A 26780-nucleotide genomic window follows, 5' to 3' on the forward strand; every position below is an offset into this window, starting at 1 on the left:
ACGTACCGCTCGGGGACGTTACCTCACCCATACGGCTCGGTACGCCGTCGTTCGCATCGGGACCGGGTTCCCCGTGATGCGACGCTCATCCCGACCGGTTCGGGCGGGGAGGCCGTGGGGCGGGCGGGTGCCTGCCGGTACTTACCGACGTTGCCTGTGTCGCGGCCGCCCCGGCGCGGGACCGCGCTCCGCCGGCATGCGCGGCCCCGGGGCCTCCAGGGCATAGGCTCGACGAATGGCGAAGTACTTCGACGTGCACCCCGACAACCCTCAGCCGCGCACCATCGCCCAGGTCGCCGACAGCGTCCGCTCCGGTGCGCTGATCGCGTATCCGACGGACTCCTGCTATGCGCTGGGCTGCCGCCTGGGCAGCCGTGACGGCATCGACCGGATCCGGACCATTCGCCGCCTGGACGACCGGCACCATTTCACCCTCGTCTGCCAGGACTTCGCGCAGCTCGGCCAGTTCGTGCTGGTCGACAAGGACGTGTTCCGCGCGATCAAGGCATCGACGCCCGGCAGTTACACCTTCATCCTGCCCGCGACGAAGGAGGTGCCGCGCATGCTCCAGCATCCGAAGAAGAAGACGGTCGGTGTGCGCATTCCCGCCCACGTCGTCACCCAGGCGCTGCTCGCCGAGCTCGGGGAGCCGCTCCTGTCCAGCACCCTGCTGCTGCCCGAGGAGGAGGAGCCGATGACGCAGGGCTGGGAGATCAAGGACCGGCTCGATCATGTGCTGGACGCGGTGGTCGACTCCGGGGACTGCGGCACCGAGCCGACCACAGTGATCGACTTCTCGTCCGGGGAGGCCGAGATCGTACGCAAGGGTGCGGGCGACACCTCCCGGTTCGAGTAAAGCGGTCCCCAAGGGGGAGGGGGTGCCGCGGGTCCGTCCGCAGGGTGCGTGCGACCATGCGTGCGGCCCGCTTCCGCCGGGTCGGCGATCTGGTTCGCCGTGGACTGCGCAGAGAGGCACCCCCATGACCTCCGTACAGGCAACAGACGTTGACGTCCCCACCGACGACGGCGTGGCGGACGCCTACTTGGCCCATCCGGGCGACGGTCTGCCCCGGCCGGGCGTCCTCCTCTACCAGGACGCCTTCGGGCTGCGTCCCCATCTGCGGTCGATGGCCGACCGGCTCGCCGAGGCCGGCTACGCGGTCCTCGTGCCGAACGTCTTCTACCGGCACGGGCGCAGCCCGGTCTTCGAGCTGCCCGAGTACATCGACCCCGCGGCGCGGCCGGAGCTCTGGGAGAAGATCGTCCCGGTCATGCGGTCCCTGACGCCCGAGCTCGCCATGCGGGACGCCGGCGCCTATCTGCGCTGGATGGCCGAGCGGCCCGAGGTCGCCGACGGCCCGGTCGCCCTCACCGGCTACTGCATGGGTGCGCGGCTCGCCCTGCGCACCGCCGGTGCCTACCCGGACCGGGTCGCCGCCGCGGCCGGCTTCCACGGCGGGCAGTTGGCGACCGACGCGCCGGACAGCCCGCACCTGGTCGCCGAACACGTCACGGCGGAGCTGTACTTCGGGCACGCCGACGCCGACCCCTCGATGCCGCCCGAGCAGATGGACCGCCTCGCCGCCGCGCTGACCGCGGCCGGGGTCCGCCACCGGTACGAGGTCTACGAGGGCGCCCACCACGGTTACACCCAGGCCGACACCGCCGCGTACGACGAGTCCGCGGCGGAGCGGCACTGGGCGGCGTTGCTCGATCTGCTGAAGCGGACGTTCTGAGCCGCTCGCGCCGGTCCCCGGGGCCGTCGGCTTCCACCGTGGTCATCCGGCCCTCGGCCGCCTCCGCCGGACCGGTGGCGTGCCGGTCCGGGCCGACGCCGCGTGCGGGACTATCGTCGGCGGCGTGGACGGTGAGCGGCGAGGGTGGCGGGAGTGTGTGCTCAGCGGGGCGGTGTTCGCCGTGTGCATGGCCGGCACCACTCTGCCGACGCCCCTGTATCCCCTCTACCAGGAGAAGTTCGGGTTCTCCGAGTTGACGGTGACCGTGGTGTACGCCGTGTACGCCTTCGGGGTCATCGGCGTGCTGCTGCTGGTGGGCAATGCCTCGGACGCGGTGGGCAGGCGTGCGGTGCTGACGTCGGGTCTGGGGTGCGCGGCGGCGAGTGCCGTCTGCTTCCTGTGCGCCACCGGGCTGGGCTGGCTGTACGCGGGGCGGCTGTTGTCGGGGCTGTCCGCCGGCCTGTTCACCGGGGCCGCCACGGCGTATGTGATGGAGCTGGCGCCGCACGGGGGCGCCTCGCGGGCCACGTTCGTGGCGACGGCCGCCAACATGGGCGGGCTGGGCTGTGGTCCGCTGCTGGCCGGGCTGCTCGCGCAGTACGCCGCCTGGCCGCTGTACCTGCCGTTCGTCGTGCATCTGGCCCTGGTGGCCGGCTCGGCCGCCGTCCTGTGGCGGCTTCCGGAGACCGTGCGGGAGCGGCGGCCGCTGAGCACCGTGCGGCCGCGGCGGCCCGCTCTGCCCGCGAGTGTGCGGGCGGTGTTCGGGCCGGCGGCGATCGCCTCGTTCGTGGGGTTCGCGCTGTTCGGGGTGTTCACGTCGGTCAGCCCGGAGTTCCTCGCCGAGTTCCTGGACGTGGACAACCACGCCGTGAGCGGGCTGGTCGTCGCGCTGGCCTTCTTCGCCTCGACCGCCGGTCAACTGGCCGTCGGCCCCGTCGGGGTGAGCCGTTCGCTGCCGCTGGGCTGCGCCGGGCTCCTCGCCGGGCTGGCGCTGCTCGCGGGGGCGTTGCACTGGGATCTGATGTCACTGGTGGTGCTGAGCGCGCTCGTCGGCGGGATCGGGCAGGGGCTGGCGTTCCGCGGGGCGCTGGCCGCGGTGGCGCAGGCGTCGCCGGCGGATCACCGCGCGGCGGTGATCTCGACGCTGTTCGTGGTGGCCTACGGCGGCATCTCGGTGCCGGTGATCGGTGTAGGTCTGCTGACCGGCCCGATCGGATTGGAGAACGCGGGGCTGGTGTTCATCGCGTGCATGACCGTCCTGGTCTCGGGCGCGGCGGCCTATCTCCTTCGACGGCCGGTGGCCGGCGAGGGCATGAGCGCGTACAGAGCTCAGCCGTCCGTTGGCCGATCGAGCGGCCAGGCCACGAGGCGGCGACGCCAACTTCCGTGATACACCGGGAAGATGACCATGCCGCGCACAGGGAGGGCACGTCCATGAGCCGACCCAGGACCTCGACCGCGCTTCCGGTCGGCACGAAGGTGCTGTCCATCGGGCTGCATCCGAGCGCGCTCGACTACAGCCGGATGCCCGACGGTGTCGACGAGGCCGTGCTCACCGCTCGGATCGGAGCGGCGAACGCGGCGCTGATCGAAGCGGGGTTCGATGCCGTGCCCTGCCTCGTCGGCGTCTCTCCCGACGGCGCCGAGGCCACGGTCCGCGAGCGGCTTCGGGAGCACAGCTTCGGCCTGGCGATGATCGGCGGGGGTGTGCGGATGCTGCCGGAGAACACCCTGCTGTTCGAGCGGTTGGTCAATGTCCTGACCGAGGAGGCGCCCGGGATCCGGCTGTGCTTCAACACGTCACCGGAGGACACCGTCGAGGCGCTGCGGCGGTGGATCCAGGTCTAGCCGACGCGTGGCGGCATGCCCATGGGGCAGTCGTCGCTCTCACATTCGTCCAAGCGTCGTCGATCTTTGTCCATCGACGGAGCCGTCAGAGGCGGTGAGGGTGGGCCCATGGGCGAATTCCCGAGCACGGACACGGACTTCCGGTGAGCGACGGCGGCTCCGGGCTTGTTCAGCGGGATGGCGCGACCGCACAGCGGCGGCTGCCGGGTGGGCTCGTCGCCCTGGCACTGGGCGGTTTCGGCATCGGCCTGACGGAGTTCCTGATCGCCGGGCTGCTGCCGCAGGTGGCGTCGAGTCTCGGTGTGTCGGAGGCAGCCGCCGGATGGCTGATCTCCGGGTACGCGCTGAGTGTCGCGATCGGCGCGATCGCGCTGACCGCGGCGACGGCACGGCTGCCCCGCAAGAGCGTCCTGGTCGGTCTCGTGGCGCTGTTCGTCGTCGGCAATCTGCTGTCCGCACTGGCGCCGAGCTATCCCGTGATGCTCCTCGGACGGCTCGTGGCGGCGTTGTGCCACGGCTCGTTCTTCGGCATCGGCTCGCTCGTCGCGCGCGGCCTGGTCGCGCCGGAGCGGAAGTCCCGGGCGGTGGCGGTCATGTTCGCCGGTCTGACGGTCGCGAACGTGCTGGGCGTGCCGTTCGGCGCGCTGGTCGGGGAGCGGTGGGGCTGGCGGGCGGCCTTCTGGGCGGTGACCGCGATCGGCGTCCTGGCACTCGCGGGAATCGCCGTCCTCGTACCCGCCCGGGCGGGCCGGGCGCCTTTGCCGACGGGGCGCTCGGACCCGATACCGCCGAGTGGCCTGCGTGCCCAGTTCCGTGCCTTCCGGTCCGGGCAGGTCTGGCTGACCCTGGCGGCGACCGCGCTCGGCTACGGCGGGATGTTCGGCGCGTTCAGCTACATCGCCTACACGTTCACCGAGGTCGGCGGCTTCTCCCCGGAGGATGTGGCCTGGCTGCTCATGGTGTACGGCGTCGGTCTGGTCGTCGGGAACCTGATCGGCGGACGCGCCGCGGACGGTGACCGTGACCGCGCGCTGGTGCTCTCCCTGCTCGGACTCACCGTCACGCTGGCCGTTTTCGGTCTGCTGGCCGCCAGCGCCACCGCGTCGGTCGTCCTGACCTTTCTGATGGGACTGTTCGGGTTCGCCGGCGTGCCGGGCCTGATCACCCGGGTGACCGACTTCGCCCATGGTGCGGCACTGGCCGCGAGCGCGAACGTGTCCGCGTCGAACGTGGGCAACGCCCTCGGCGCCTGGCTCGGAGGCCTGGCCATCACGGCGGGCCTCGGCTACACGGCACCGCTCTACGTGGGCGCCGGCATCGTCCTGGTCTCAACCGTCGTCATGGCCGTCGCCGCGAAGCAGGCCGGGTCGCCGGGGCGGCGGACGGCCCGGTCCTGGTGACGCCCACCCGCACGCGTTGCGCGGGGGACCTTGCCCGCCGCGTCGGCCGCCGATCGGCAGGTCCGGGGTGCGGGGTCACCGGGTGAGGGTGAGGCTGGTGCCATGTCCGAGTACCGCGTGATCGTCTGCCTGCCGTGCGGGGCCGGCGGCGGGACGGCCGTCCTGGCCGGCGGGGATGCCCTGGCCGGATGGGATCCCGGGACCGAGCGGGCCCTCCTGGCTCGGCGGGGGACGTGGGGACCCTGAGCAGGCGCAAAGGGGAAGCGAGAGGCGGCGGGCAGTCCGACGTGGAGGCGGTGCTCGACGAGCTCTACGTCACGCCTCCCGCCGAATTCGTCGCCCGCCGTGCGCAGACGGCGGCCGCGGCCAAGTCGGCCGGCCACGGCGAGGATGCCCGCCGTATCGGCGCTGCCCGCCGCCCCACACTGGCGGCCTGGGCCGCGAACCTGCTGCTGCGCTCCCAGCCGGAGGAGAGCCGCCGGCTGCTGGAACTGGGACCCGCGCTGCGCGAGGCGTACCACTCGCTGGACGCCGCCGGCATCAAGGAGCTGGCGGACCGGCGTCGGCGCATGGTGTCCGCGTTGTCCCAGCAGGCCGCGCAGTTGGCCCGGCAGGCCGGGCACCCCCTGTCGGCCGCGGTGCGGCAGGACGTCGAGTCCACCCTGCGCGCCGTGCTCGCCGATCCGGAGGCCGCCGACAGCTGGGCCGGCGGCCGCTTGACGGGCGCCCTCACCCCGCCGTCGGACTTTCCCGCCGACATCGCTCCGGTGGCCGGCGCCCCGCGAAAACCGAGCACGAAAGCGGCACGGGCAACGCCAGCGGCACCGGCCCCGTCGGCGCGAACCAGCTCGAAGGACGAACTCGCCGAGCGGCGGAGGCAGCGGCAGGAACAGCTCGACCAGGCACACAGAGCAGCGGAAGAGGCCGCGCGCCGGCTGCAGGACAGACGCGCCGAACAAGCCGAGGCCGACAACGCGCTGCAGGAGGCCCAAGACCGCCATGATCAGGCCCAGCAGCAGCTGTCGGACGCCGAACAGCGGCTGCGCCAAGCCCGGGAGGAGCTCCGGCGAGCCGAGCAGGAAACACGGCGGGCCGAGGAACGAAGCCGTACGACCGCTGACGCGGTGGCCCGGGCCGAGCGGGAGGAACGCGAGGCCGCGCGGGAGGTGAAACGCCTGAGCGCACGCAGGCGTTAGGGCGCTCGACCGGTTTCCGACCGCCTCAGCCGGTGATGTGCCGGGGTACGGCGAGGTCCTCGTGGGCGGACAGGCGGATCAAGGCGGACGGATCGTCGTCCGCGCAGGCCTCGGCGACCACGTCGATCAGCCGGTCGTAGTCGGGGCCGGTCCTGCCCTCGTACGCCGCGGTCATCCGGCCCCACTCGTCCCAGTTCAGAGTCTCCCGCTTGCACAGCGCGGCGAGGTCACGGACGACGTTGCCGCTGATCTCGTGGGGCCCCCAGGCGTGCTCGGTACCGACGGTGCCGAAGGTGTGCGGATCGATCACGCCGCGGCGGTACCGGATCCATGCCTCGCCACCGGTCAGGAACTCGCCCGGAGCGAGGTCGTCCGGGCGGGCGACGAAGTCCGTGCCGAGATGTTCGGTGTCGACCCGCACCCATCGGCCCCGGCCGTCGTCCCAGTACTCGGTGATCCAGTGATCGAAGCCGCGCCCCTCCTGGAAGTAGGTGCCGAAACCGCACCGGGCACGGGATGCGACACCTCGCGCCCGCAGGATCGCGCAGGCGATCGTGGCGAAGTGACGGCAGGTGCCGATCACCCGCGTTCCGGGCGTTCGGGCCCGGTGCAGTGGTGCCGGATCCAGCGCGGTCAGCGCGGCGACCAGTTCGTTGACCGGCCGGATGTTCTTCTCCGGCATCCGGCCCTCGGCGATGCCCAGGGCCGTGGCGTCCGTGGGCTGGATGACCAGGTTCTGGACGGCGGCGCAGATACCGACGGGGTCGTCCGGCAGTCCCTCGAGCAGCGGGAGTTGTGCCGCGTCGAAGGTCGTGCAGGGGCCTGGCCGCGCGTAGTCGAGTGCGTCATGGGTCATGGCCGAGCACAGTAGGGGCACCCTCTGACATCCGGACCGGCCCGGTGTGCGGCGCGGGCGGGGGCGGGCGCAAGCTGGAGTGGGGTCGATTCGGCTGCTCGTCAGACGAGACCTGTGGGAGGACCGGGACATGACTTCGATGAGGACCTGGACATGACTTCCATGGCGAACTTGCCGGACGTGGTGTCGCGCGAGGAGTGGCTCGCCGCCCGCAATGAGCTGCTGGCCGCGGAGAAGGAGCTCACGCGCGCGCGTGACCGGGTGAACGCCGAGCGGCGGCGGTTGCCGATGGTCCGGGTCGACAAGGCGTACGCCTTCGAGGGGCCGGCCGGGACGGTGAGCCTGCCCGACCTGTTCGAGGGGCGCCCCCAGCTGGTCATGCACCACTTCATGTGGACGTACGACATCGACGCGGACGGCATCGAGCAACCCCGCGACGCCGGCTGCCCGAGCTGCTCCTGCGCGGCCGACGTCATCGGCGGACTGCGGCAGCTGCACGCCCGCAACACGACGCTGGTGGCGGTGAGCCGGGCACCGTACCCGAAGATCGCCGCGTACCGCGCACGGATGGGGTGGAGCTTCCCCTGGTACTCCTCGGCGGGCAGCGACTTCAACTACGACTTCCATGCGACCGTCGACGAGCGGGTCGCGCCGGTGCAGGTCTTCCACCGCAACGAGGCCGAGCTCGCGGAGGCGGGAATGCCGTGGTCGGAGGGGATGCGCGGCGACTGGCCGGGGATCAGCGCCTTTCTCCGGGTCGGGGACGACGTCTTCCACACCTACTCCGCCTTCGGCCGTGGCATCGAGCAGTTCCACTACGGCATCCCGTACCTCGATCTCACCGCGCTCGGCCGCCAGGAGGAGTGGGAGGAGCCGAAGGGGCGGGCGGTGCCGCTGGGTCTGCAGGCCGGCGGGCCCGCCTTGCGTCTGCCCGACGAGTACGACGACTGACGCCCCCGGAGCAGGCACCGGGCTGCCGGAGTCAGGTTCCTATCACTTGCAGCGCGCCCCACAGCGCCAGCACCGAGCAGGTGAGCGCGGCAGGCACCGTGCACAGGCCGAGCCGGGTGAACTCGCCCAGCTCGACGTCGGTGTCGTGCGTATGCACGATCTTCCGCCACAGCAGCGTCGCCAGGGACCCCGCGTAGGTGAGGTTGGGGCCGATGTTGACGCCGAGCAGCACCGCCAGCACCGCACCGGGCCCGGCCTCGGCGGTCAGCGGCAGGAGCACCAGCACGGCCGGCAGATTGTTGATCACGTTCGCCAGTACGGCGGCCAGCGCGGCGATGCCCAGCAGCCCGGGCAGTCCGGTGCTGTCGGGGACGAGATGGCCGAGGGCGCCGTCCAGCCCGTTGTCGACGACCGCCCGCACCACGATCCCCAGCGCGAGGACGAACGCGAGGAACGGGAGGCCGACGGCCCGCACGAGGGCCGTGGGAGTGGTACGGCGCCGGATCAGGGCGCGGACGGCCAGCACCAGCGCCCCCGCCAGGGCCGCCCACGCCGGGTCGATCCCCACCGCGGAGGTCACCACGAACCCTGCCAGCGTGCCCACCACCGTGACGAGGGCGAACAGCGGCACCTCGGGCGGCCCGGCGGAGGGAGGTGCCTGTGCGCCGGCGTCCAGATCCACCGCGAAGAACCGGCGGAAGACCAGGTACTCGATGCCGATCGCGACCACCCACGGCAGCGCCATCAGCGCGGCGAAGCGGGTGAAGCTCAGCCCGCTCGCGGCGAACGCCAGCAGGTTGGTGAGGTTGGAGACGGGCAGCAGCAGGGAGGCCGTGTTCGACAGGTGGGCGCAGGCGTACACGTGCGGTTTGGCGCGGGCACCGAGCCGGGCGGCGGTGGCGAAGACCACCGGGGTCAGCAGGACCACGGTGGCGTCCAGGCTCAGCACCGCGGTGATGAGCGAGGCGACGACGAACACCTGCCCGAGGAGCCGGCGCGGCCTCCCCGCGGCGGTGCGCGCCATCCAGGCTCCGCATGCCTGGAACAAGCCTTCGTCGTCGCACAGTCGGGCCAGCACCAGGACGGCCGCGAGGAAGCCGATCACCGGCCCCAGCCGGGCGGCCTCGTCCGAGGCATGATCAAGTGATATCGCCCCGGTGGCGATGACCACCCCCGCCGCCGGGACGGCGACGACCGCCTCCGGCAGGCCCCAGGGACGCACTACCGCGCATATCAGCACCATCACGAGAAGGACGGCCGAGAGTACTTCCGTGAGCGAGCCGTTCAGGGTCGGAGCCTTTCGAGATCGAGGGTGTCCGGTGAACGCGGCAGTGGCACAAACCACCTGGTCATCCGGGTAACCCAAGATTACTCAGGCCCGTGCGGCGTTCCGCACCGACAGCCCACGGCGCAGGCACTCGGCGAGACGGGCGGCGATGGCGCCGTCCGGGTCGAGGCGAGGGTTGAAGATCGTGACGTCGAGCCCCACGGCGCGCGCGTCGGCCAGCGCCGTCCGCAGTACGCTCTCCAGCTCGTCCCAGGTCAGCCCGCCGGGCTGGCGGTAGTCGACGGCGGGCATGATCGCGTCGTCCAGGACGTCGACGTCCAGGTGGATCCAGAACCCGTCGCCCGCACCGGCGGCGAGCCGGTCGACCGCCCGGCGTGCCGCAGTGCCCGCGCCGGACGCGCGAACGGCGTCGAGGTCGAGGGCGTGCAGCCCGGCCGGGAGCGGCTGCATACCCGCCTGCGCGGACTCGGCGGCGTCGCGGAAGCCGAAGGCCACGACGTCCTCGTCCCGCACCAGGGGGCCGCGGCCCTCGAGGTCGGTGAGGAGCCCGGGGCCCCGGCCGGTGGCCAGCGCGAGTTCCATCGAGGCGGCCTCACCGGCAGGCTCCGCCGAGGGCTGGTAGAAGTCGGTGTGGCCGTCGAGGAACAGCAGGCCGTGGCGTCCGCGGCGGCGCAGGGCGAGGAGGTTGCCGAGCAGGATGCTGCAGTCCCCGCCGAGGACGACGGGGAAGCGGCCCTCGTCCAGGGCGGCGCCGACCGCGTCGGCGAGGCGGGTGGAGTACTCCGCGATGGCCTGTGGGTTGAGCACCCCGGTGCCGGCGTCCCTCGTCGGGTCGTAGGCGGGTGGTTCGACCCGGCCGGCCCGTACCGCGCCGGGAGTGGACGCCATGTCGCCGTCGAGCAGCGCCGTCGGCAGGTCCTGGACCCCGGAGGGCCGCAGGCCGAGCACGGAAGGTGCCTCGATGATCGCGATTTCCCGCATGTCCGCTCCCTCCGCCTGTCCCCCTGCCCGCTGCCGTCCTCACGTCCTCACGTCCTCACTCCATCTGTGCCACACCAGGAGGCCGGGCACCACTCGTGTCCGGGTGGGAGGCAGGGCGCGGCGGATGCGGGCTGGGCCCTCTCACGGCTCGGCTGTGCATCCCCATAGCAGGGCTTCCAGGGCCCAGCCCTCGACTGGCCGAAACTCACCTCCGCGTGACCGGAGTTGACCCACGGTGATGCAGAGTTCAACTGCTACCGGCGGTAAAGGCTTGCTTTCGCCCAACCCGGCCCCGTACACCTTGCCTTCCACAACTGGCCAAGGCTCTGGGGGGAGTTGGCTTATGGAAGGCACGGTTGACGGGTTCCGCTACGGTGCGGTGACCCCGGTGGCGGCCTATCTGATGGCCTGCCTGGGAGGGGCGCTGGGGCTGCGGTGCATCGTCCGCACGCTGCTCGGCGAACAGTCGTGGAAGGCGGGTTGGCTCGCGCTCGGCGCCGCCTCGATCGGCTGCGGCATCTGGACGATGCACTTCATCGCGATGATCGGCTTCCAGGTCGAGGAGACCCGGATCGGCTACGACACGGGACTCACTGCCCTCAGCCTCGCCGTCGCCGTCGTCGTGGTCGGCATCGGTGTGTTCATCGTCGGCTATCTGGGCGCGGGCAAGGGCGCGCTGACCTGTGCGGGTGTCATCACCGGACTCGGTGTGGCAGCCATGCACTATCTGGGCATGGCGGCGATGCGCCTCGACGGCACCATCCGGTACGACGTGTTCACCGTCGCGCTCTCGGTCCTGATCGCGATCGTCGCCGCGACCGCCGCGCTGTGGGCGGCCGTCACCATCCGCGGTTTCCTGACCAGCGTCGGCGCCAGCATGGTCATGGGGGTGGCGGTCTCCGGGATGCACTACACGGGCATGGCCGCCGTGAGCGTGCATCTGCACGGCGGGACCGGCACGTCGTGGGCCGGCGACTCGCCCACCTCGCTCCTGCTGCCCATGCTCCTGGGGCCGGCGATCTTCCTCCTGCTGGCCGGGGTGGTGGTGATGTTCGACCCGCTGCTGGTTCTCGGAGAGGGCGAGTGGAGCCGGTCCGGCACCTCCGAGCGTACCGGGGAGCCGAGCGGCGCCTCCTGGCAACGCCCGGGCGGCGGGGGCGAGTTCAAGGACACCGCCGTCGGCGCCGAGCCGCCCCGCCGGGAGCCGTACGCCCGCAAGCGGTGACCCGGGGAGGCGGGGGACCGACGACGCACCGGGCCCGCCTCCCCCCTCTCGGCCTTGCCTAGATCATTGTTACGGTGCACGCGTGTCTGACTCCTCACGTGATACCGCCGAGGGCGCCGGCTGGGGCGCCACCGAACTCGGCGAGTACAAGCGGCTGATGCCGCCCAAGGTCGAAAAGATCTCCTGGCTCGACCCGAAGACGCTCTGGGCCGCCCGTAACGGCATCCTCGCGTCGTGGTTCGGAGACCCCACCGGGCGTACCCGAAGCCGCTGGGTGGCGCAACGGGCGGCCGCCGGGGCACCGGCCGACAAGGTGATCCGGCGCGACGACCCGGACCGCTTCTCCTTCCTCGTCATCGGCGACACCGGCGAGGGCGACGAGCCCCAGTACGCCGTCGTGCCGGGCTTTCTGAAGGTGGGTCAGGACACCCGGTTCGCGGTCCTCGCGAGCGACGTGATCTATCCGGTCGGCAGCGCCGACGACTACGGCACCAAGTTCTTCCGGCCGTACCGGGACTACCAGGCACCGATCTACGCGATACCGGGCAACCACGACTGGTACGAGGACCTCGGCGCGTTCATGCGTGTCTTCTGCGATGACGCCCCACCCCTGGAACCCGAGGCCAGGCCCCGCCCGCTCGGCAAGGCGTGGCTGCGGTCGCTGCTGTGGCACCGGCCGCGCAAGGGGGACGGACAACGGCTCGCGCAGGACCGTCAGTTGAGGTCGGCTCCGGCTCAACAGGCCGTCCAGCCGGGGCCGTACTGGGCGATCGACGCCGGGCCGGTACGCATCGTCGGCATCGACACCGGACTGCTCGGGACCATCGACGCCGAGCAGGGAGCCTGGCTGCGCGAGGTGTCCAAGGACCCCCGGCCGAAGATCCTCATCACCGGCCAGCCCCTGTACGTCGACGGTGAGCACCACCCCTGCGCGATCGAAGGGGGCGGTACCGTCGACGAGATCGTCCGCGACCCCGCCCACCGCTATGTCGCAGCGATCGGCGGCGACATCCACAACTACCAGCGCTACCCGGTGCAGGTGGACGGCCGGACCATCCAGTACCTCGTGTCGGGCGGCGGCGGTGCGTTCATGCACGCCACGCACACGATTCCGCGGGTCGACATCGCGAACGTCACCGAGAAGGAGTTCCGCTGCTATCCCCTGCGCGGTGACTCCCTGGCCTTCTACAGCGCGCTGTACGGGCGCCGGCTGCGCCTGCGCCGCTTCTTCACCCTCACCGAGGCGCAGGCGGCGGCTGTCGTCGCCGAGCGGCTGGAGATCCAGCCGGGTCGCGCACCGGCCCCGGACGCCCGCATCACGTGGCGCACGCGTCTGGTCGCGGGCCTGCTGGGCACCGGGCGACGCCCCGACCGGGCCAAGCGGTTCCGCCTCCCCGTGCGCAAGATCCACACCCAGCTGTTCTCACCGAGCTCGGCGACCTACAGCCCGCCGTTCTTCAAGTGCTTCCTGCGCGTGGACGTCACCCCGGAGACCCTTCGCCTGCGCTGCTACGCCGCGACCGGCAACCGCGCCCAGGAGGTCGACCCGCCGGTCGAGGACGAGGTCATCATTCCCCTGACCTGACCGGATCCGACCGGGACCACGGGAACATCACCGGCGGCGGGCAGGTTGGCACTGCCGTAACCGGTGATCGACGACCGATGGAGGGGCCCGTGCCGCCGACCTCACGACCGCTTCGCAAGCTGGGCTTCCTCACCATCGGACTGTTCGACGAGGCGGATCCGCGCCGGGGCCACGAGTCCACCCTCGAGATCATCGAACTGGGCGAGCGGCTCGGCTTCGACAGCGCGTGGCTGCGCCACCGTCATCTCCAGTACGGCATCTCCTCCCCCGTCGCCGTCCTCGCCGCCGCCTCCCAGCGCACCAGCCGCATCGAGCTCGGCACCGCGGTCATCCCGCTCGGCTGGGAGAACCCGCTGCGGCTGGCCGAGGACCTGGCGACGGTGGACATCCTGTCCGGCGGCCGTGTCAACCCGGGCGTCAGCGTGGGCCCGCCGATGCACTACGACCGCGTCAAGGACGCCCTGTACCCGGACACGGCCGACGCCGAGGACTTCGGCTACGAGCGGGTGCGGCGGCTGCTGGACTTCGTGCGGGGCAAGCCGGCCACGGACTTCAGCGGGGTCGAGGGCTTCGAGGTGTTCGACGACCGGGTGCAGCCGCAGTCCCCCGGTCTGGGCAGCCGCATGTGGTACGGCGGCGGCAGCCTGCGGTCGGCGCAGTGGGCCGGCGAGCACGGGATGAACTTCCTGACCAGCAGCGTCGTCAAGGCGGAAGGGCCCGAGGACGCGGAGGGGTCGCCGGACTTCGCCCGGATCCAGCTCTCGCACATCCGCGCCTTCCGGGCCCGTCACCCGGACGGCGAGGACGCCCGCGTCTCCCAGGGCCTCGTCGTCATCCCCACCGACTCCGCCACGCCCGGGCAGCGCGCGAAGTACGAGGAGTACGTCGCCCAGCGCACCCCGCGTACCACCTCGCCGCAGGGTCCGGCGCGGCTGCTGTTCGCGCCGGACCTCGTGGGCACCTCGGAGGAGATCGCCGAACGCCTCCACGCCCACGCCGCGTTCCGCGAGGTGGAGGAGGTGGCGTTCGCGCTGCCCTTCACCTTCGGGCACGAGGACTATGTGCAGATCCTCACGGACATCGCCACCCGCCTGGGTCCGGCGCTGGGTTGGCGTCCGGGGGGCTGAGGAGCGGCCCCTGCCCCTCGACGAGGACCCGGTCCAGCAGGTGCAGCGGCGCGGGCCGGACCCCGGCCGCCTCGGCCGCGTCCCAGTGGGCGAGGGCCCGGGGCAGGTCGACCAGGCCGTGGATCAGGGGCAGATCGCTCGGAGGGCGGCCGGAGTCGGCGAGGTGGGCGTGGAGCAGTGACTCCAGTCGGCACGAGGCCAAGGTGTCCGCAATCCCGGGCCGCATGGCGAAGCCGGCGCTCGCCATGCCCGGCAGGTCCTCACTCAGCCGTGTCCGCGTGGAGTCGAGGGCCAGCAGACCGCCGCCGACGACGAGTACGTCCTGGTCTCGGCTCATGCGGTCCAGCGCCCTGGCGGTGTCGAAGCAGTGCGGGAAGGAGTCGTCCACGACGATCGTGCCGGGCCGGAGCCGGTCGACGTCCAGCAGAGCCGTCGCACCGCTCACGGCGGTGACGATCACATCGGTCTCGTAGACGGACGCGGGAAGCGTCCGCCCCGACTCGGCGACCCGCACCCGCATCTCCGGACGCCCCGCCGACAGGTCCGCCGCCAGCCGCCTCAGTCGGGCGGTGCTGCCCGGCAGGTCGCACAGCAGGAGCCGGGCCGGCGGGGAGGGTGCCGTCGCCAGCAGCAGTCGTAGCGACGAGGTGCCGATCGAGCCGCACCCGACGACGGCGAGGGACAGATCGTCGAGCCGGCGGCCGGTCGCCGCGAGCGCGGCCCGGACCGTCTTGACCACGGCCACGGTCGTCGACGCGTGACCGGTGGTGATCGCCGCGCTCGTCGTGGTCTCGCGCAGTACGTCGTAGCCGTAGCCGGTGAGGGACGGGATCACGCCCGCGAGCGACACGCAGCGGGCGCCGAGTGAGGCGGCGTGTTCCACGGCGCGGGCGGTGCGGGCCGCGAGGCCGCCGCCCGGGGCGAGTTCGTCGGCGAACAGCGGGAGGGCGACGAAGCCGGTGTTGCCCAGCGGCGTCCCGGTCTCCTCCAGCAGCCGGGCACCGCCCTGCGGGAAGAGGAGCTCCCGGATCTCCTCACGGCCCAGGCCCGGGCTCCCGGACGGAAGTCCGGCGAGGGCGGCGAGCTGGTGCGGGGCGGGCAGGTAGCCGACGAGCGCGGCGTCGAGGTGCGGGCGCCGACGGCCCCGACCACCGCTGCGGGCAGGAGCGGGGGCGGCCTCGCCGACCTCGCTCAGCGCGTCCCGCAGTTGCCTGCGTATCTCCTCGGCGAACCCGGCGACTTCGCCGGGCGTGAGGGCCGCCGCCGAGGCCCGCACGGTGACGCGCATGCCGTGACCGTCCGCCAGCGGCCGTACGGCGAGGAACACGTCGGTGCCCACCGGCGGCGGGGCCAGGGCGGTGTCGGACTCGTCCGCGTGCAGCGTCAGGCCGCCGACGGACTCGGAACCGAGAGACCTGAAGTCGAGGAAGGTGAAGAAGAACTGGGCGTGCCGGGGCAGTCCCGCCGCCGTGCGCACATCGCCGGGGCCTTCGGCGCGCGCCAGGTTCGTCTCGGCGGCGAGCTCCCGCAAGTCCTCTTCGAATGCGGGCAGTTGGTCATCACCGTGCCCGCCGGGCCGGGCCGGGCGCAGAGCCACCGCCTCCGCGAACGGGCCGAACACCCGGTGCGCGTCCGCCGTGGACTCCTCACGCCCGGTGACGGCGAGCCCCAGCACGAGGTCACGTTGTCCGGTGAGCTCCGCGAGGGCGCGGTAGTAGGCGGTGAGCAGGGGGGCGTACGGGGTGCGGCGCGCCGCGCGGGCGAGCCTTCGCAGCGCCCCGGTCGTGTCGGCGTCCAGGGTGAAGCCCGTGGTGTGGAAAGCCGGTTGTGCCTCGGTGTCCCCTTGGGTCGGCCGGCGCAGGGCAGGGGGCGTGTAGGGCGCGCGGAGGCGTGCGCGGTAGTCCTCGGCCTCGGGTCCCTGAGGGCGTGGGCGTACGGCGGACTCGGCGACGTGGTCACGGAAGGAGCTGTCGATCGGTGGCAGGCCGGGGGCAAGCCCGCGGTCGAGGCGGTCGTACACGGTGAGCAGCTCTCCGGCGAGGAGGGCGGCGCTGTAGCCGTCGCCGATGAGGTGGTGCGCGTGGACGAGGAGCACGTGCTCGGCAGCGGTCACGGTGAACAGCCTCAGCCGCAGCAACGGCCAGGCCCAGGGCTCGAGTCGCCGCCGCGCCTCCTCGGCGATCCGCTCCTCCAGCAGATCGGGGTGCGCGAGGGCCTCCGCCGCCACGGGCAGGCGCAACGAGTCGGGCAGCTCCTGCTGCACAGGCGGGCGGGCGCCCGCGGGGAAGACGGTGCGCAGCATGGGGTGCCGGGCCACCAGAACGTCGACCGCACGCTGGAAGACGTCATGGCGCAGCGGCCCGCTGAGCCGGAACCGGGCGAGCCAGCCGGAGCCCGCGCCGGGGTCGATGGTCTCGGCGAGCAGGAATCCTCGCTGGGAGGGCGTGAGGGGGTAAGGACTCGCGAACCGCGCGGAGTCGGCGTCCGGGGCCGTAGCGGCTGAGGGAGCGGTGGCGGCGTTGTCGAGCGCCGCGGCCAGTGCGCTCAGCGTGCGGTGGGTGTAGACGGTGGTCGGCCGTGGGACCGCCGGCAGTTCCTTGCGCAGGCGGGCGAAGAGCTCCAGGACCAGGATGGAGTCGCCGCCGAGGGCGAAGAAGTCGTCCTCGCGGGTGACGTCCGGGACGTCCAGCAGGGCCGACCAGATGCGTGCCACGGTGTGTTCGGTCGGCGTGAGCGGAGGGGTTCCAGGCCGCGCAGTGGGCGGGATCCCGGGCGGAGTCGCGGGCTCGGACCGCAGGGTCTGGAACTCCCACGCCAACAGACCGCGATCGATCTTGCCGGTGCCGGTCAGGGGCATCGCCGGGACCGAGCGGATGCGGCCGGGCAGCATGTACGGCGGCAGTACTCGGGCCAGGAAGGCGCGCAGCTCGCGAGCGTCCGCCTCCCCGGAGCCGGGCCTGGGCTCGACGAACGCCACCAGCCGTCCTTCGTCCGGCAGTACGGCGGCTCGGGAGACGTCCGGGTGGGTGAGCAGCGCGGCCTCGACCTCGCCGAGCTCGACGCGGTGGCCGCGGACCTTGACCTGGTCGTCGAGGCGGCCGAGGAACTCCAGCGCGCCGTCCGCGGTCCGGCGGACCCGGTCACCGCTGCGGTACCAGCGGCGGCCGTCGCGTTCCACGAAAGCCCGCGCGGTGAGGTCCGGTTCGCCGAGGTATCCGGGTGTCAGGCCGGTTCCGGCGATGAGCAGTTCACCGGCCTCGCCGGCCTCGCAGGGATGACCCTCCTCGGTGACGACGGCCAGCTCGGTCCCGGCCACCGGACGGCCGATGGGCAGGTGCCGTACGTCGTCGGCGGGCCGGGTGTCGATGATGTGACAGGTGGCGTTGATGGTGGCTTCGGTGGGCCCGTACAGGTTGGCGATCCGGTGCTCCGGCCCCCCGCAGGTGTCGAGCAGGTCGAACCAGCGCCGTACGTGTGCGGCGGGAAGGGCCTCACCGCCGACGTGGACCCAGCGCAGCGCCGACAGGTCCGGGGGTGTTCCGTTCTGTGCCGTCCGGGTCTCGGCGGCGGTCAGCAGGCGTTCCCACAGGGTCGGCACCGAACTCCACACGGTGACGCCGTCGTCGACGATCCGCTCCAGCAGGGCCTCGGGGTCGCGGACGAGGTCCCGGGAGAAGGTGTGGATCGTGGCGCCGACCAGCAGCGGTGCCAGCAACTGCCGTACGGAGGCGTCGAAACAGACGGACGCCGTCTGCGCGAGACGGTCCCCTGGGCCGTAGCCGAAGGTGGCCAGGGACCAGTCGAGGTAGTTGAGCATGGATCGGTGGGTGATCGGGACGCCCTTGGGACGGCCGGTGGAGCCCGAGGTGAAGATGACGTAGGCGATGGCGTCCGGGTCGGCGGGCGGCAGCGGGTGCGTGGGAATCGGCGCCGGGGCAGGTGACTGGTCGTCGGCGGCGATCGGGGTGACGTCGGCCAGTTCGGCGGCGGCCGTGCGCGTCGCCGTGTGACACACCACCACGCCGACGCCGGTGCGGTTCACCTGGTCCCGCAGCCGGGCGACCGGGTGACCGGCGTCCAGGGGCACCCAGCCCGCGCCCGAGCGGAGGATGCCGACCACGCCGACGACGGTGTCCGCGCCCGGTTCGGTGAGCAGGCCGACCAGGTCGCCGGGGCGTACGCCGTTCGCCCGCAGCCGGGCGGCGAGGACGGCTGAGGCGCTGTCGAGGTCGGCGTAAGTGAGCGTCGTCCTGCCGGTGTTGACGGCGACCTCGGTCGGCGTCGCGTGGAACTGGGCGCGCAGGCGGTGCACGATCCCGTCGTCGCCGCGTACGCGGGAACCGGGAGACGCGACGGGCGGCAGGGGCGATGCCGTCGGCGCCTTTCCGGCCGCGACGGGAGGTGCGACCGGCAGCGGTGCCGCCGACGCGTGTCCGGTCACGGCGCGCAGTTCGCCCAGGTAGTCCGCCGCGAGGCGCTCCACGGTCTGCTGCCGGAACAGGTGAGCGGGGTGGTTCCAGGAGAGGCGCAGGGCCGTGTCGGACTCCCAGCACAGCAGCCCGAGCCGGGTCGCGGCGGAGGCGGTGGCCGCCGCGGTCGGGGTCACGGTGACCGGCCAGTCGCGGCCGTGGCTGACGGGGAAGCGGGCGAAGCTGAACCCGGCCGGGGCGACCGTGCGCGGGGCGGGGCCGGTGGCGGGCAGCAGCGCGGCGATGTCGGGGCTGCCGAGCGTGGCGTGGGACTCCGCTTCCCGCCAGATCCGCCGCAGCCGCCGGGCCAGCGCGGTCACGGGCTCGTCGGGGTCGACGTCGGTGAACACCGGCAGGGTGTCGGCGAGCGGGCCGACCAGACGGTCGATCCCGGGCAGGGCCGCCTCCCGGCGGGCACGCGCCACGTTCACCGCGACGGCTCGCTGTCCGCTCCACCGGGCCAGGCAGCGGCCGTACACCGCCAGCAGCAGGTGGAAGAGGGAGACTTCGTGCTTGGCCGCCAGCTCCCGCAGCGCGGCCGTGAGCGGTGCGTCGACGGCCGTCTCGTGGTGGGTGAGCGGCGGCTCCGGCAGTCCTTCCGGATCGCCGTCGTACGGCAGTGACCTGGCCGGTGCCGTCGCCGCAGCGGTGTGGTCGGCTATGCGGTCACGCCAGTACCGCTGGTCCCGGGTGAACGCGGACGACCGGCGTTCGGCGGTGACGAGGTCCGCGTAGTCGGCGAACTCCCCGCGCAGGGGTGGGAGTTCGGGAGTGCGGCCGTGAGCGAGGGCGGTGTAGAGCGACCAGAGCTCCTCGCACAGGATCTTGAGGCTGTAGCCGTCCGCCGCACTGTGATGGACGACGAGCAGGAGGTGGGCGAGGTGTGCGTCTGCGCGGTCGCGGACTAGAGCGGCGCGCACCGGGGCTTCGCTCGTCAGATCGAACGGGCGGTTGTACAGCCGCTGTTCGAGCTCGGGCAGCGGCGGCACGGTGTCGTCCGGCTGGTGGACCTCGTACCAGCGCGGGGCGCGGTCGGCGCGGTCGGCGGGAACGGTGTACTGGCGCGGCGGTGTGCCGTGTGCGGCGTCCGTGGTGACACGCAGCCGCAGCATCGCGTGACGGGCCGCGAGGTGGGCCAGGGCGCGGCCGAGGAGCTCGGGGTCGAGGGGGCCTCGGACGGTCTGGCGTATGTAGCCGTAGGCGGTGACGCCTTCGTAGAGGGCCTCGGTGGTGAGGAAGGCGCGCTGCAGGGGGGTGAGAGGGCGCGGGGTGGGCTCCTCACCTCGGCGTTCGGTCGCGACGGGGTCCGGAGCGGCCGCTGGTCTGTCTCCGCTGAGGTGGTTGGCGAGTTCGCCGATCGTCCGGTACTCGAAGAGCAGGGTCGCGGGCAGCAGCAGCCCGAGTTCCGCCTCCAGTCGGCGTGCGAGGTCCACCGCGGTCAGGGAGTCGAGGCCGAGGCCGAGGAACGGCTCGTCGTCGCCGATCTCCTCGGGGGCGCGGTGCAGCGCCTCGGCCAGCAGGCGGCGTGCGAGATCCGTGAGGCGGGCGGGGTCGATCACGGGAGCGGGGGCGCCGTCCGAGGCGGTTGGGGGCGTGGGAGAGGCGCTGTCGCGCGTGCCGTCCTGTGCGGTTCCGGGGGCGGGAGACGGGCTGTCGTGCGTGCCCACTGGTGCAGTTCCGGGTGCGGGAGGCGGGCTGTCGTGCGTGGCGTTCCGGGCGGTTGCCGGTGCGAGAGGCGCGCCGTCGCGCGTGTCGTTCAGGCCGGCCGCGCTTCCGGCCGACGCGGGCTGCCCGGAGGCCCGCCCCGACGCCGGCTCCGACGCGGGCCCCGAGGCTGTCACCAGGACGTGCGCGGCATCGATGGCGACAGCCCTGCGGAGCGCGGCGATCGCGGACCGCGCGGTCATGGGGCTCAGTCCGCGCTCGCGCAGCCGCTGCCGGACCGGTGATCCGGCGGCCAGTCCCGCGTCGGCGACCGGCCCGAACCCGATCGCCTGCCAGGGCCGGCCGGCCGCGCGTTCGGCGGCGGCGAAGGCGTCCAGGAAGGCGTTGGCCGCCGCGTAGTCGCCGAGGGCGCCCGCCAGGCCGGGCAGCACCGAGGAGAGGGAGGAGAAGGCGACGCACACCGCAGGGGCCTGGCCATACCGGCGCAGCGCCTCGGCGAGCAGTGCCGTGCCCCGCGTCTTCGCGACGAGCACCTGCTCGATCTCGGCGTCGGTCTTGGCGCGGAGGGTGCCCGGCCGGACCGTGCCGGCGGCGTGGAACACCCCGTTCAGCGGGGGCAGGGTGGCGAACAGGGCGTCGACGGCGGCGGCGTCGGACACGTCGGCCGCCCGGTACCGGGCGCGGGCGCCCAGCGCGCGGAGCTCGGTGAGCAGCCCGTCGGGGGCGAGCGCGGAGCGGCCGGTGAGGATCAGCTCGCAGGCGCCGCGTCCCGCCAGGTCACGGGCCAGCGCGGAGCCCAGCCCGCCGGCTCCCCCGGTGATCAGGTACGTGCCGTCCGGCGGCAGGGCGTCGACCGCCGCCGGAGTGTCCGGCACGTCGGCCGGCGTACGGCAGAGCCTGCGGCCCGAGCGCCATGCGAACGCGCCTTCCGCGCCCGGCTCGTGGGCCGACCAGAGCTCTCGTACCAAGGCGTCGACCCGGGCGTCGAGCGTGTCGCGGGAGGACAGGTCGACACTGCGGGCGGCGAGCCCCGGGTGCTCGTCCGGGAGCGCCAGCGCGAAGCCGTGCGGGATCGCCTGCGCCGGGCGCGCCCGTTCCGTCGAGCCGCCGATGGCATACGCGTCCTCGGTCGCCACCAGCAGGCGGGCGTGGTCGGTTGCGAGCAGTTCGAGTACGGGGCGCAGGGCGGGAACGGCCACGCTCAGGTCGATGTCGATGTCGATGTCGGTGTCGATATCGATGTCGATGTCGGTGTCGGTGTCGGTGTCCGTGTCCGTGTCAGTGGCGGGGCGGCTTCCGTCTCCGCTTCCCACCGCTCCCGCGAGCCACACCACCGCGTCCACCTCAGCGGGGAGCGGCTCGTCAGCGCGGCCCTCCCCCAGTACCGTCACCCCACGGTCGATGAGCCGGGCGGTGAGCGCCTGTGCGAGCGCCGGGTCGGCGCCGGTCAGCCGTACGACGCGGGGTCCGGCCGCCGAGGTCAGCGGGGCGTCCTTCCAGTCGAGCCGCCGCACCACCGTTGCGGCGCCGGGCTTGCGCGGCCAGTGGCGGGTGCGCCGGTACGGATACGTCGGCACCGGCACCCTCTGCCGCCCGGCGGCCCCGCCCGTCCGGTCCGCTGCTGCCGGAACCGTCCCCTCGAGAGCCGCCCGGTTGAGGACCGCGCCGCGTGCCCACAGTCGTCCCGCCGTCTCCAACAGCGCCCGCGCCCCGGAGGAATCGGCGGCACTGCCCGAGTCCGACGCGGGTCCCGCCGTCAGCACCGCCACGTGCGCCGCACCCTGCGCGCCGGCTACGGCACGCACGGCCCCGCCCAGGGTGTTGCCCGGACCGAGTTCGACGAAGTGGTCGTAGCCCTCGTCCACGAGCCGCGCCACAGCCGCACCGAACCGCACCGGCCGGACGGCGTGCTCCTGCCAGTAGGCGGGTGCGAGCGCGGGGCGCCACTCGCCGGTGACCGTGCTCAGCATCGGCACGGCCGCCGGTTTGACGGTGAGCGCCTTGGCGGCGTCCCTCAGCGGGTCGAGGGCAGGCTCCAGCAGCGGCGAGTGGAAGGCGTGGGAGACACGGAGCCTGCGCGTGGCGACACCCCGTCTCGTCAGGTCCGCGACGGCACGGTCGACAGCGTCCTCGGTCCCCGAGATCACCAGCTGCTCGGGCCCGTTGACGGCGGCCACGCTCAGCGCGCCACCGGACGCGGAGACGAGATCGGCCACGGTGTCCTCGTCGCCCCTGACGGCGGCCATGGCTCCGGGCCGGGCCAGTTCACCCACCAGGCGCCCGCGCTCCGCGGCGAACCCCACCGCCTCGGCGAGGCTCAGCGCACCGGCCACGCACGCGGCGGCGATCTCGCCCACGCTGTGTCCGGCGACCGCGTCCGCGGCAAGGCCCCACTCCCCCAACTGCCGGGCCAGTCCCACCCCGAACGCGACGAGCAGCGGCTGCGCCACCTCCGTCCGGGCCAGCTCCCGCGGATCCACACGAGGATCGAGGCACCACTGCGCGAGCGAGCGCCCGAGCACGGGCCCTGTCAGCGAGGACGCCTCGTCGATGACCTCCCGGAACACCGGAGCCGACCGGTGGAGGGCGCGGCCCTGGCCCGGCCGCTGCGCTCCCTGGCCCGGCATCAGGAACACCGTCCGTGGGCGGGAACGGGCGACCGTGAAGTCGGCGGTGCCGACGGCGGCGAGGCGGTCGGCGAGGTCACCGTCGGCGACCAGGGCGAGGCGATGAGGAGCGTCGTCGCGCGCCGTGTTGACGGTGGCGCAGATGTCCGCCTCGGACAGTTCCGGGTGCGCCCGTATGTGCGCGGCCAGGTCGGCGGCGGAGGCCCGCAGGGCGTCGGCGGTGCGGGCCGACAGGGTGAGCAGGCGCGGGCCGTCGGCGGCGGGACTCACGGAAGTCGCCCGCCCGTCGGCCGAAGAGCTCACCCCCGACGTCCACCCATCCGCGGCGGAAGTCATGGAGGGCACCTGCGCGGGCGCCTCCTCCAGCACGGCGTGCGCGTTCGTCCCGCCGAAGCCGAAGGCGTTGACGCCCGCGCTCATGGGCCCGGGGATCTGCCAATCCCGCTGCTCGGTGACGAGTTCGAAGCCGGGGGCGACTCGCTCCAGGTACGGCGCGGGAGTGGTCGTGTTCGGGGAGGGCGGGATGCGGCGGTGCTGGAGTGCCAGGACCGTCTTGACCAGAGCGGGCATGCCGGCGGCGTTGAGCAGGTGCCCGATGTTCGCCTTCACGGAACCGAGCAGCCGCGGGAGCCCGTCGGTGCGGGGCGGGAAGGCATGCCCGAGTGACTGCGCCTCGATCGGGTCGCCCACCGGAGTGCCGGTCCCGTGGGCCTCGACGTACGACACCCTGTCGGGGTCGATGCCGCAGTCGCCGTAGGCCTGGGTGATGACCTCGCGCTGGGTGCGCGGGTTGGGGGCGAGCAGGCTGAGCGACCGCCCGTCGTTGTTGACGGCCGTGCCGCGGACCAGGGCGAGCACGGGGTCGCCGTCCCGCCGCGCGTCGTCCAGGCGGGAGAGGACGAGGGCCGCCCCGCCCTCCCCGGGCACGATGCCGTCGGCTGCGGCGCCGAAGGGGCGCCCGCCGCCCGTCGGGGAGAGCGCGCCCGCGCGTGCGAGGAGCCGGTGGCCGGTGGGGGTGAGGGCGAGTTGGACGCCGCCGACGAGGGCGATGTCGCACTCGCCGCTCTGGAGGCTGCGCCGCGCCAGGTGGAGCGCCACGAGCGCGGAGGAGCAGGCGGTGTCGACGGCGATGGCGGGGCCGTCGAGGTCGAGGGCCTGGGAGAGGCGGGCGGGGATCAGGTTGGGCAGGTTGCCGGTGAGGGCGCCGGGGTGGGCGGCGAGGTCGCCGTCCGCGGCGGCCGTCAGGATCTCCCGGTATCCGCTGTCGCTCACGGCGGCGAACACACCGATCCTGCGGCCGGCCCGCCGGGGCCCGGCGTATCCGGCGCGCTCCAGGGCCTCATGCGCCAGCTCCAGGAAGATCCGCGCCTGTGGGTCGGTCGCGCGGGCCTCCTCGTCGTCCAGGCCGAAGAAGGCGGCGTCGAAGTCCGCCGGATCCGGCAGGAAGGAGCCGAAGAGACCGGCGGCGTCGGGTGCGCTCTCCCACCGGCCGTCGGGTACGGCGGTCACCGTGTCACGCCCGGCGAGGAGCAGTTCCCAGAACGCCTCGGGCGTCGAAGCACCGGGGAACCGGCAGGCCATGCCGAGCACCGCGATCGGCTGGTCACCGGGGTTCCGGCCGGAAGAGGTCGGCGCGGGCTGGGCACTCCTGTCGCCAGCGCCTGACACACCATCAATTCGACTATCGGGCGGGGGCAATTGAGCCAGCACCTGCCGGGCCAGCGCGGCCACCGTGTCGTGGTCGCGCAGCACCCCCGGCTCCATGGTGACGGAGAAGGCGTCCTCGATCCCGGCGAGCACCGCCATCGCCTTCAACGAGGAGCCTCCGAGCGCGAAGAACCGGTCGTCACGCCCGATGTCCGCGGGCGGGAGCTCCAGAGTCCGTGCCCAGATCCCCCGGACCACTTCCTCGACGTCACGACGCGAACGCGGTGCGGGCCCCTGCGGACCGTGCCCTTCCGCCTCGGTCGGCTCGACCTCCTGCCGGACAGGCTGGGCCACCAGCGGTACAGGCGCGCCCTCGTGTCGGACGGACTCAGCCTCGGCCCGCGCCGTGGCCAGCCGTTCCTCGACCGCCGCGTACGCGCCCGCCTCGAACCGCGCACGCATCGCACCGCGCCGCAGCTTGCCGCTGGTCGTGCGGGGAAACGCACCGGGCGGGAGGGGCAGCACCCGTACGTCGTCGTGTCCCAGCGCCTCCCGCACCCGGGCCGCCGCCGTGTCGAGCACCGGAAGGGCCGTGGCCGGGGCGGGTCGCGCCCACTGCACGAACACCACGACGCGGTCGCTCCCGGTGTCCGGATCGACAGAGCCGATCGCCGCCACCGTCCCCCCGGGCAGTCCCGGCGTGGCGGCGGCGGTCTCCTCCAGGTCGGGTGCGTGGAAGGTGCGGCCGCCGGCGAAGACGACGTCCTTGTGGCGTCCGGTGACGCACAGCCTGCCCCGGTCCAGGAATCCGAGGTCGCCGGTGCGCAGCCAGCCGCCGGAGAACGCGGCCGCGCTCGACTCGGGGCTGCGGTGGTAGCCGCGGGCCACCTGCGGACCGCGTACCTCGATGTGGCCGATCCGCCGGTCGGCGAGGGGGCTGCCGGAGTCGTCGGTGACGCGGAGCTCGCAGTCCGGCACCGGGCGGCCCACGTCCATCAGTTCGACGGCGTCCGGTCCGGGTTCGACCGGAAGGGCCCGGCCGCGGCTCAGCGCCGTGCGGTCCAGTGCCAGCGGTTCGGCGATCTCCCCGAGCGGCGGCACGGTCACGGCGAGGGTGGCCTCGGCCAGTCCGTACACGGGCAGCATGGCCGTCGCCGCCAGCCCCGCCGGGCCGGCCTTGGCGGTGAACTCCCGCCACACGCGTGGTGCGATGGGCTCGGCGCCCACGAGCATCAGCCGTACGCGGCTCAGGTCCAGTGCGTCCCAGGTGCTGTCGGGAACCCGGCGCACCGCAAGCGCCAGCGCGAAGTTCGCCGCCGACAGCAGGGTCGCCCGGTGCCGCGTCACGGCTTCGAGCCAGCGGGCCGGCCGCTTGGCGAAGGTCAGCGGTTCGAGGCGTACCTGCTTCAGGCGCGCGGCCATGGGAACGAGGTGGGTGCCTATCAGGCCCATGTCGTGGAAGTACGGCATCCAGGTCGCCACCACGTCGTCCGGGGTGATCGCCATGGCGGCGCGGATCTGCCGGAGGTTGGCGAGCACGGCCTCGTGGGTGAGTTCCACGCCCTTCGGGGCGCCTGTGCTGCCGGAGGAGAACTGCAGGAAGGCGAGGTCCTGTGGGGCGCGGCGGGGCAGTGAGGCCGGCGGGGCGCCCTCGCGCAGCGCACTCAAGCGCAGGGCGCGCACCGGGCCCGGGATGTCGGCGAGCAGGGCTTCGGTGGCGTCGTCGACCACGATGGCGGGCCTGCCGAGGAACTCCCACACGGGGCCGGCCCGGCGCGCCTCGGGGGCGAGCGGCACGGGCACGAGGCCTGCCGCCAGCGCGCCCCAGAACATCGGCTGGAAGTCCTCGCCGAGCTCGGCGAGCAGGGGAACGGGCGTGCCGGGTTCGAGACCCGCAGCGCGCAGCCCGCCGGCCACGCGCAGGGCGTCGTCGTGGAGTTCGGCGAAGGTGACCGTGCGTTCGCCGCCGTCTCCTCGGACGTGGACGACGACCTGCTCCGGCGTCTCCTCGGCGGCGTGCAGCAGGATGTCGAGGAGCGTGGCGGCCGTGCGGCGCCCGGGAGTCGGCATGCGCTTCCTTCCTCGTCGCACGGGCCCGACCCGTGGACGCGCTCTGCCCGAGTCCAGTGCCGGGCAGGAGCATGGATGATCATTCACCTGTACGACGACGAGTATCGTC

At 73.3% G+C, this 26780-nt stretch carries 15 protein-coding genes; 11 read left to right on the top strand and 4 right to left on the bottom strand.

The features are described 5' to 3' along the window. The first annotated feature begins 235 nt into the window (after window positions 1–235). The 7 genes from ACIBAG_RS36275 to ACIBAG_RS36305 all read left to right on the top strand — a co-directional run bounded on the left by ACIBAG_RS36275 (window position 236) and on the right by ACIBAG_RS36305 (window position 6180). Window positions 236–856, top strand: coding sequence for an L-threonylcarbamoyladenylate synthase (locus tag ACIBAG_RS36275; protein ID WP_399111178.1), 621 nt, complete (start codon window positions 236–238; stop codon window positions 854–856). A gap of 124 nt (window positions 857–980) precedes the next feature. Then, window positions 981–1736, top strand: coding sequence for a dienelactone hydrolase family protein (locus tag ACIBAG_RS36280; protein ID WP_399111179.1), 756 nt, complete (start codon window positions 981–983; stop codon window positions 1734–1736). 124 nt (window positions 1737–1860) lie between these two features. Beyond that, on the top strand, window positions 1861–3126 hold the full coding sequence (locus tag ACIBAG_RS36285) for an MFS transporter (RefSeq protein ID WP_399111180.1): 1266 nt from the start codon (window positions 1861–1863) through the stop codon (window positions 3124–3126). Between the two features lie 44 nt (window positions 3127–3170). After that, window positions 3171–3584 (top strand): hypothetical protein, encoded by a 414-nt coding sequence (locus ACIBAG_RS36290; RefSeq protein WP_399111181.1) that lies wholly within the window; start codon window positions 3171–3173, stop codon window positions 3582–3584. 200 nt (window positions 3585–3784) lie between these two features. Continuing rightward, window positions 3785–4984: an MFS transporter gene (locus ACIBAG_RS36295; RefSeq protein WP_399111268.1), complete on the top strand. Its 1200-nt coding sequence runs from the start codon at window positions 3785–3787 to the stop codon at window positions 4982–4984. Window positions 4985–5086: 102 nt separating this feature from the next. Beyond that, the gene (locus tag ACIBAG_RS36300) at window positions 5087–5230 is read left to right on the top strand and encodes a hypothetical protein (protein ID WP_399111183.1); all 144 of its coding nucleotides are present in this window, start codon (window positions 5087–5089) and stop codon (window positions 5228–5230) included. A 41-nt stretch (window positions 5231–5271) separates the two neighbouring features. Next, window positions 5272–6180, top strand: coding sequence for a hypothetical protein (locus ACIBAG_RS36305; RefSeq protein ID WP_399111184.1), 909 nt, complete (start codon window positions 5272–5274; stop codon window positions 6178–6180). A gap of 25 nt (window positions 6181–6205) precedes the next feature. On the opposite strand, the gene ACIBAG_RS36310 is transcribed toward ACIBAG_RS36305, so the two are convergent. Beyond that, complete coding sequence (locus ACIBAG_RS36310) at window positions 6206–7036, bottom strand: transglutaminase domain-containing protein (protein ID WP_399111185.1); 831 nt, start codon at window positions 7034–7036, stop codon at window positions 6206–6208. Window positions 7037–7189: 153 nt separating this feature from the next. Between ACIBAG_RS36310 and ACIBAG_RS36315 the strand changes: the two genes are divergently transcribed. Next, entirely contained in the window at window positions 7190–7987 is a 798-nt protein-coding gene (locus ACIBAG_RS36315; protein ID WP_399111186.1) for a DUF899 domain-containing protein, read from the top strand. A 31-nt stretch (window positions 7988–8018) separates the two neighbouring features. Here the strand turns inward: ACIBAG_RS36315 and ACIBAG_RS36320 are convergent, their stop codons facing one another. Both ACIBAG_RS36320 and ACIBAG_RS36325 read right to left on the bottom strand, forming a co-directional pair. Further along, window positions 8019–9230, bottom strand: coding sequence for an SLC13 family permease (locus tag ACIBAG_RS36320; RefSeq protein ID WP_399111187.1), 1212 nt, complete (start codon window positions 9228–9230; stop codon window positions 8019–8021). A gap of 129 nt (window positions 9231–9359) precedes the next feature. Beyond that, on the bottom strand, window positions 9360–10256 hold the full coding sequence (locus ACIBAG_RS36325) for an arginase family protein (RefSeq protein ID WP_399111188.1): 897 nt from the start codon (window positions 10254–10256) through the stop codon (window positions 9360–9362). 343 nt (window positions 10257–10599) lie between these two features. Between ACIBAG_RS36325 and ACIBAG_RS36330 the strand changes: the two genes are divergently transcribed. The 3 genes from ACIBAG_RS36330 (at window position 10600) to ACIBAG_RS36340 (ending at window position 14193) form a co-directional block, all read left to right on the top strand. Continuing rightward, window positions 10600–11481 (top strand): MHYT domain-containing protein, encoded by an 882-nt coding sequence (locus ACIBAG_RS36330; protein ID WP_399111189.1) that lies wholly within the window; start codon window positions 10600–10602, stop codon window positions 11479–11481. Window positions 11482–11563: 82 nt separating this feature from the next. Next, entirely contained in the window at window positions 11564–13066 is a 1503-nt protein-coding gene (locus ACIBAG_RS36335) for a metallophosphoesterase family protein (protein ID WP_399111191.1), read from the top strand. Between the two features lie 89 nt (window positions 13067–13155). Then, window positions 13156–14193: an LLM class flavin-dependent oxidoreductase gene (locus tag ACIBAG_RS36340; RefSeq protein WP_399111192.1), complete on the top strand. Its 1038-nt coding sequence runs from the start codon at window positions 13156–13158 to the stop codon at window positions 14191–14193. Here ACIBAG_RS36340 and ACIBAG_RS36345 read toward each other — a convergent pair. Continuing rightward, window positions 14138–26671, bottom strand: a complete 12534-nt coding sequence (locus ACIBAG_RS36345; RefSeq protein WP_399111193.1) for an amino acid adenylation domain-containing protein — start codon at window positions 26669–26671, stop codon at window positions 14138–14140. The two genes, ACIBAG_RS36340 and ACIBAG_RS36345, sit on opposite strands and share 56 nt — an antisense overlap. Window positions 26672–26780: the final 109 nt, after the last annotated feature.

Origin of the sequence: Streptomyces sp. NPDC051243, assembly GCF_044455405.1 — a bacterium.
Taxonomy (GTDB): Bacteria; Actinomycetota; Actinomycetes; order Streptomycetales; family Streptomycetaceae; genus Streptomyces.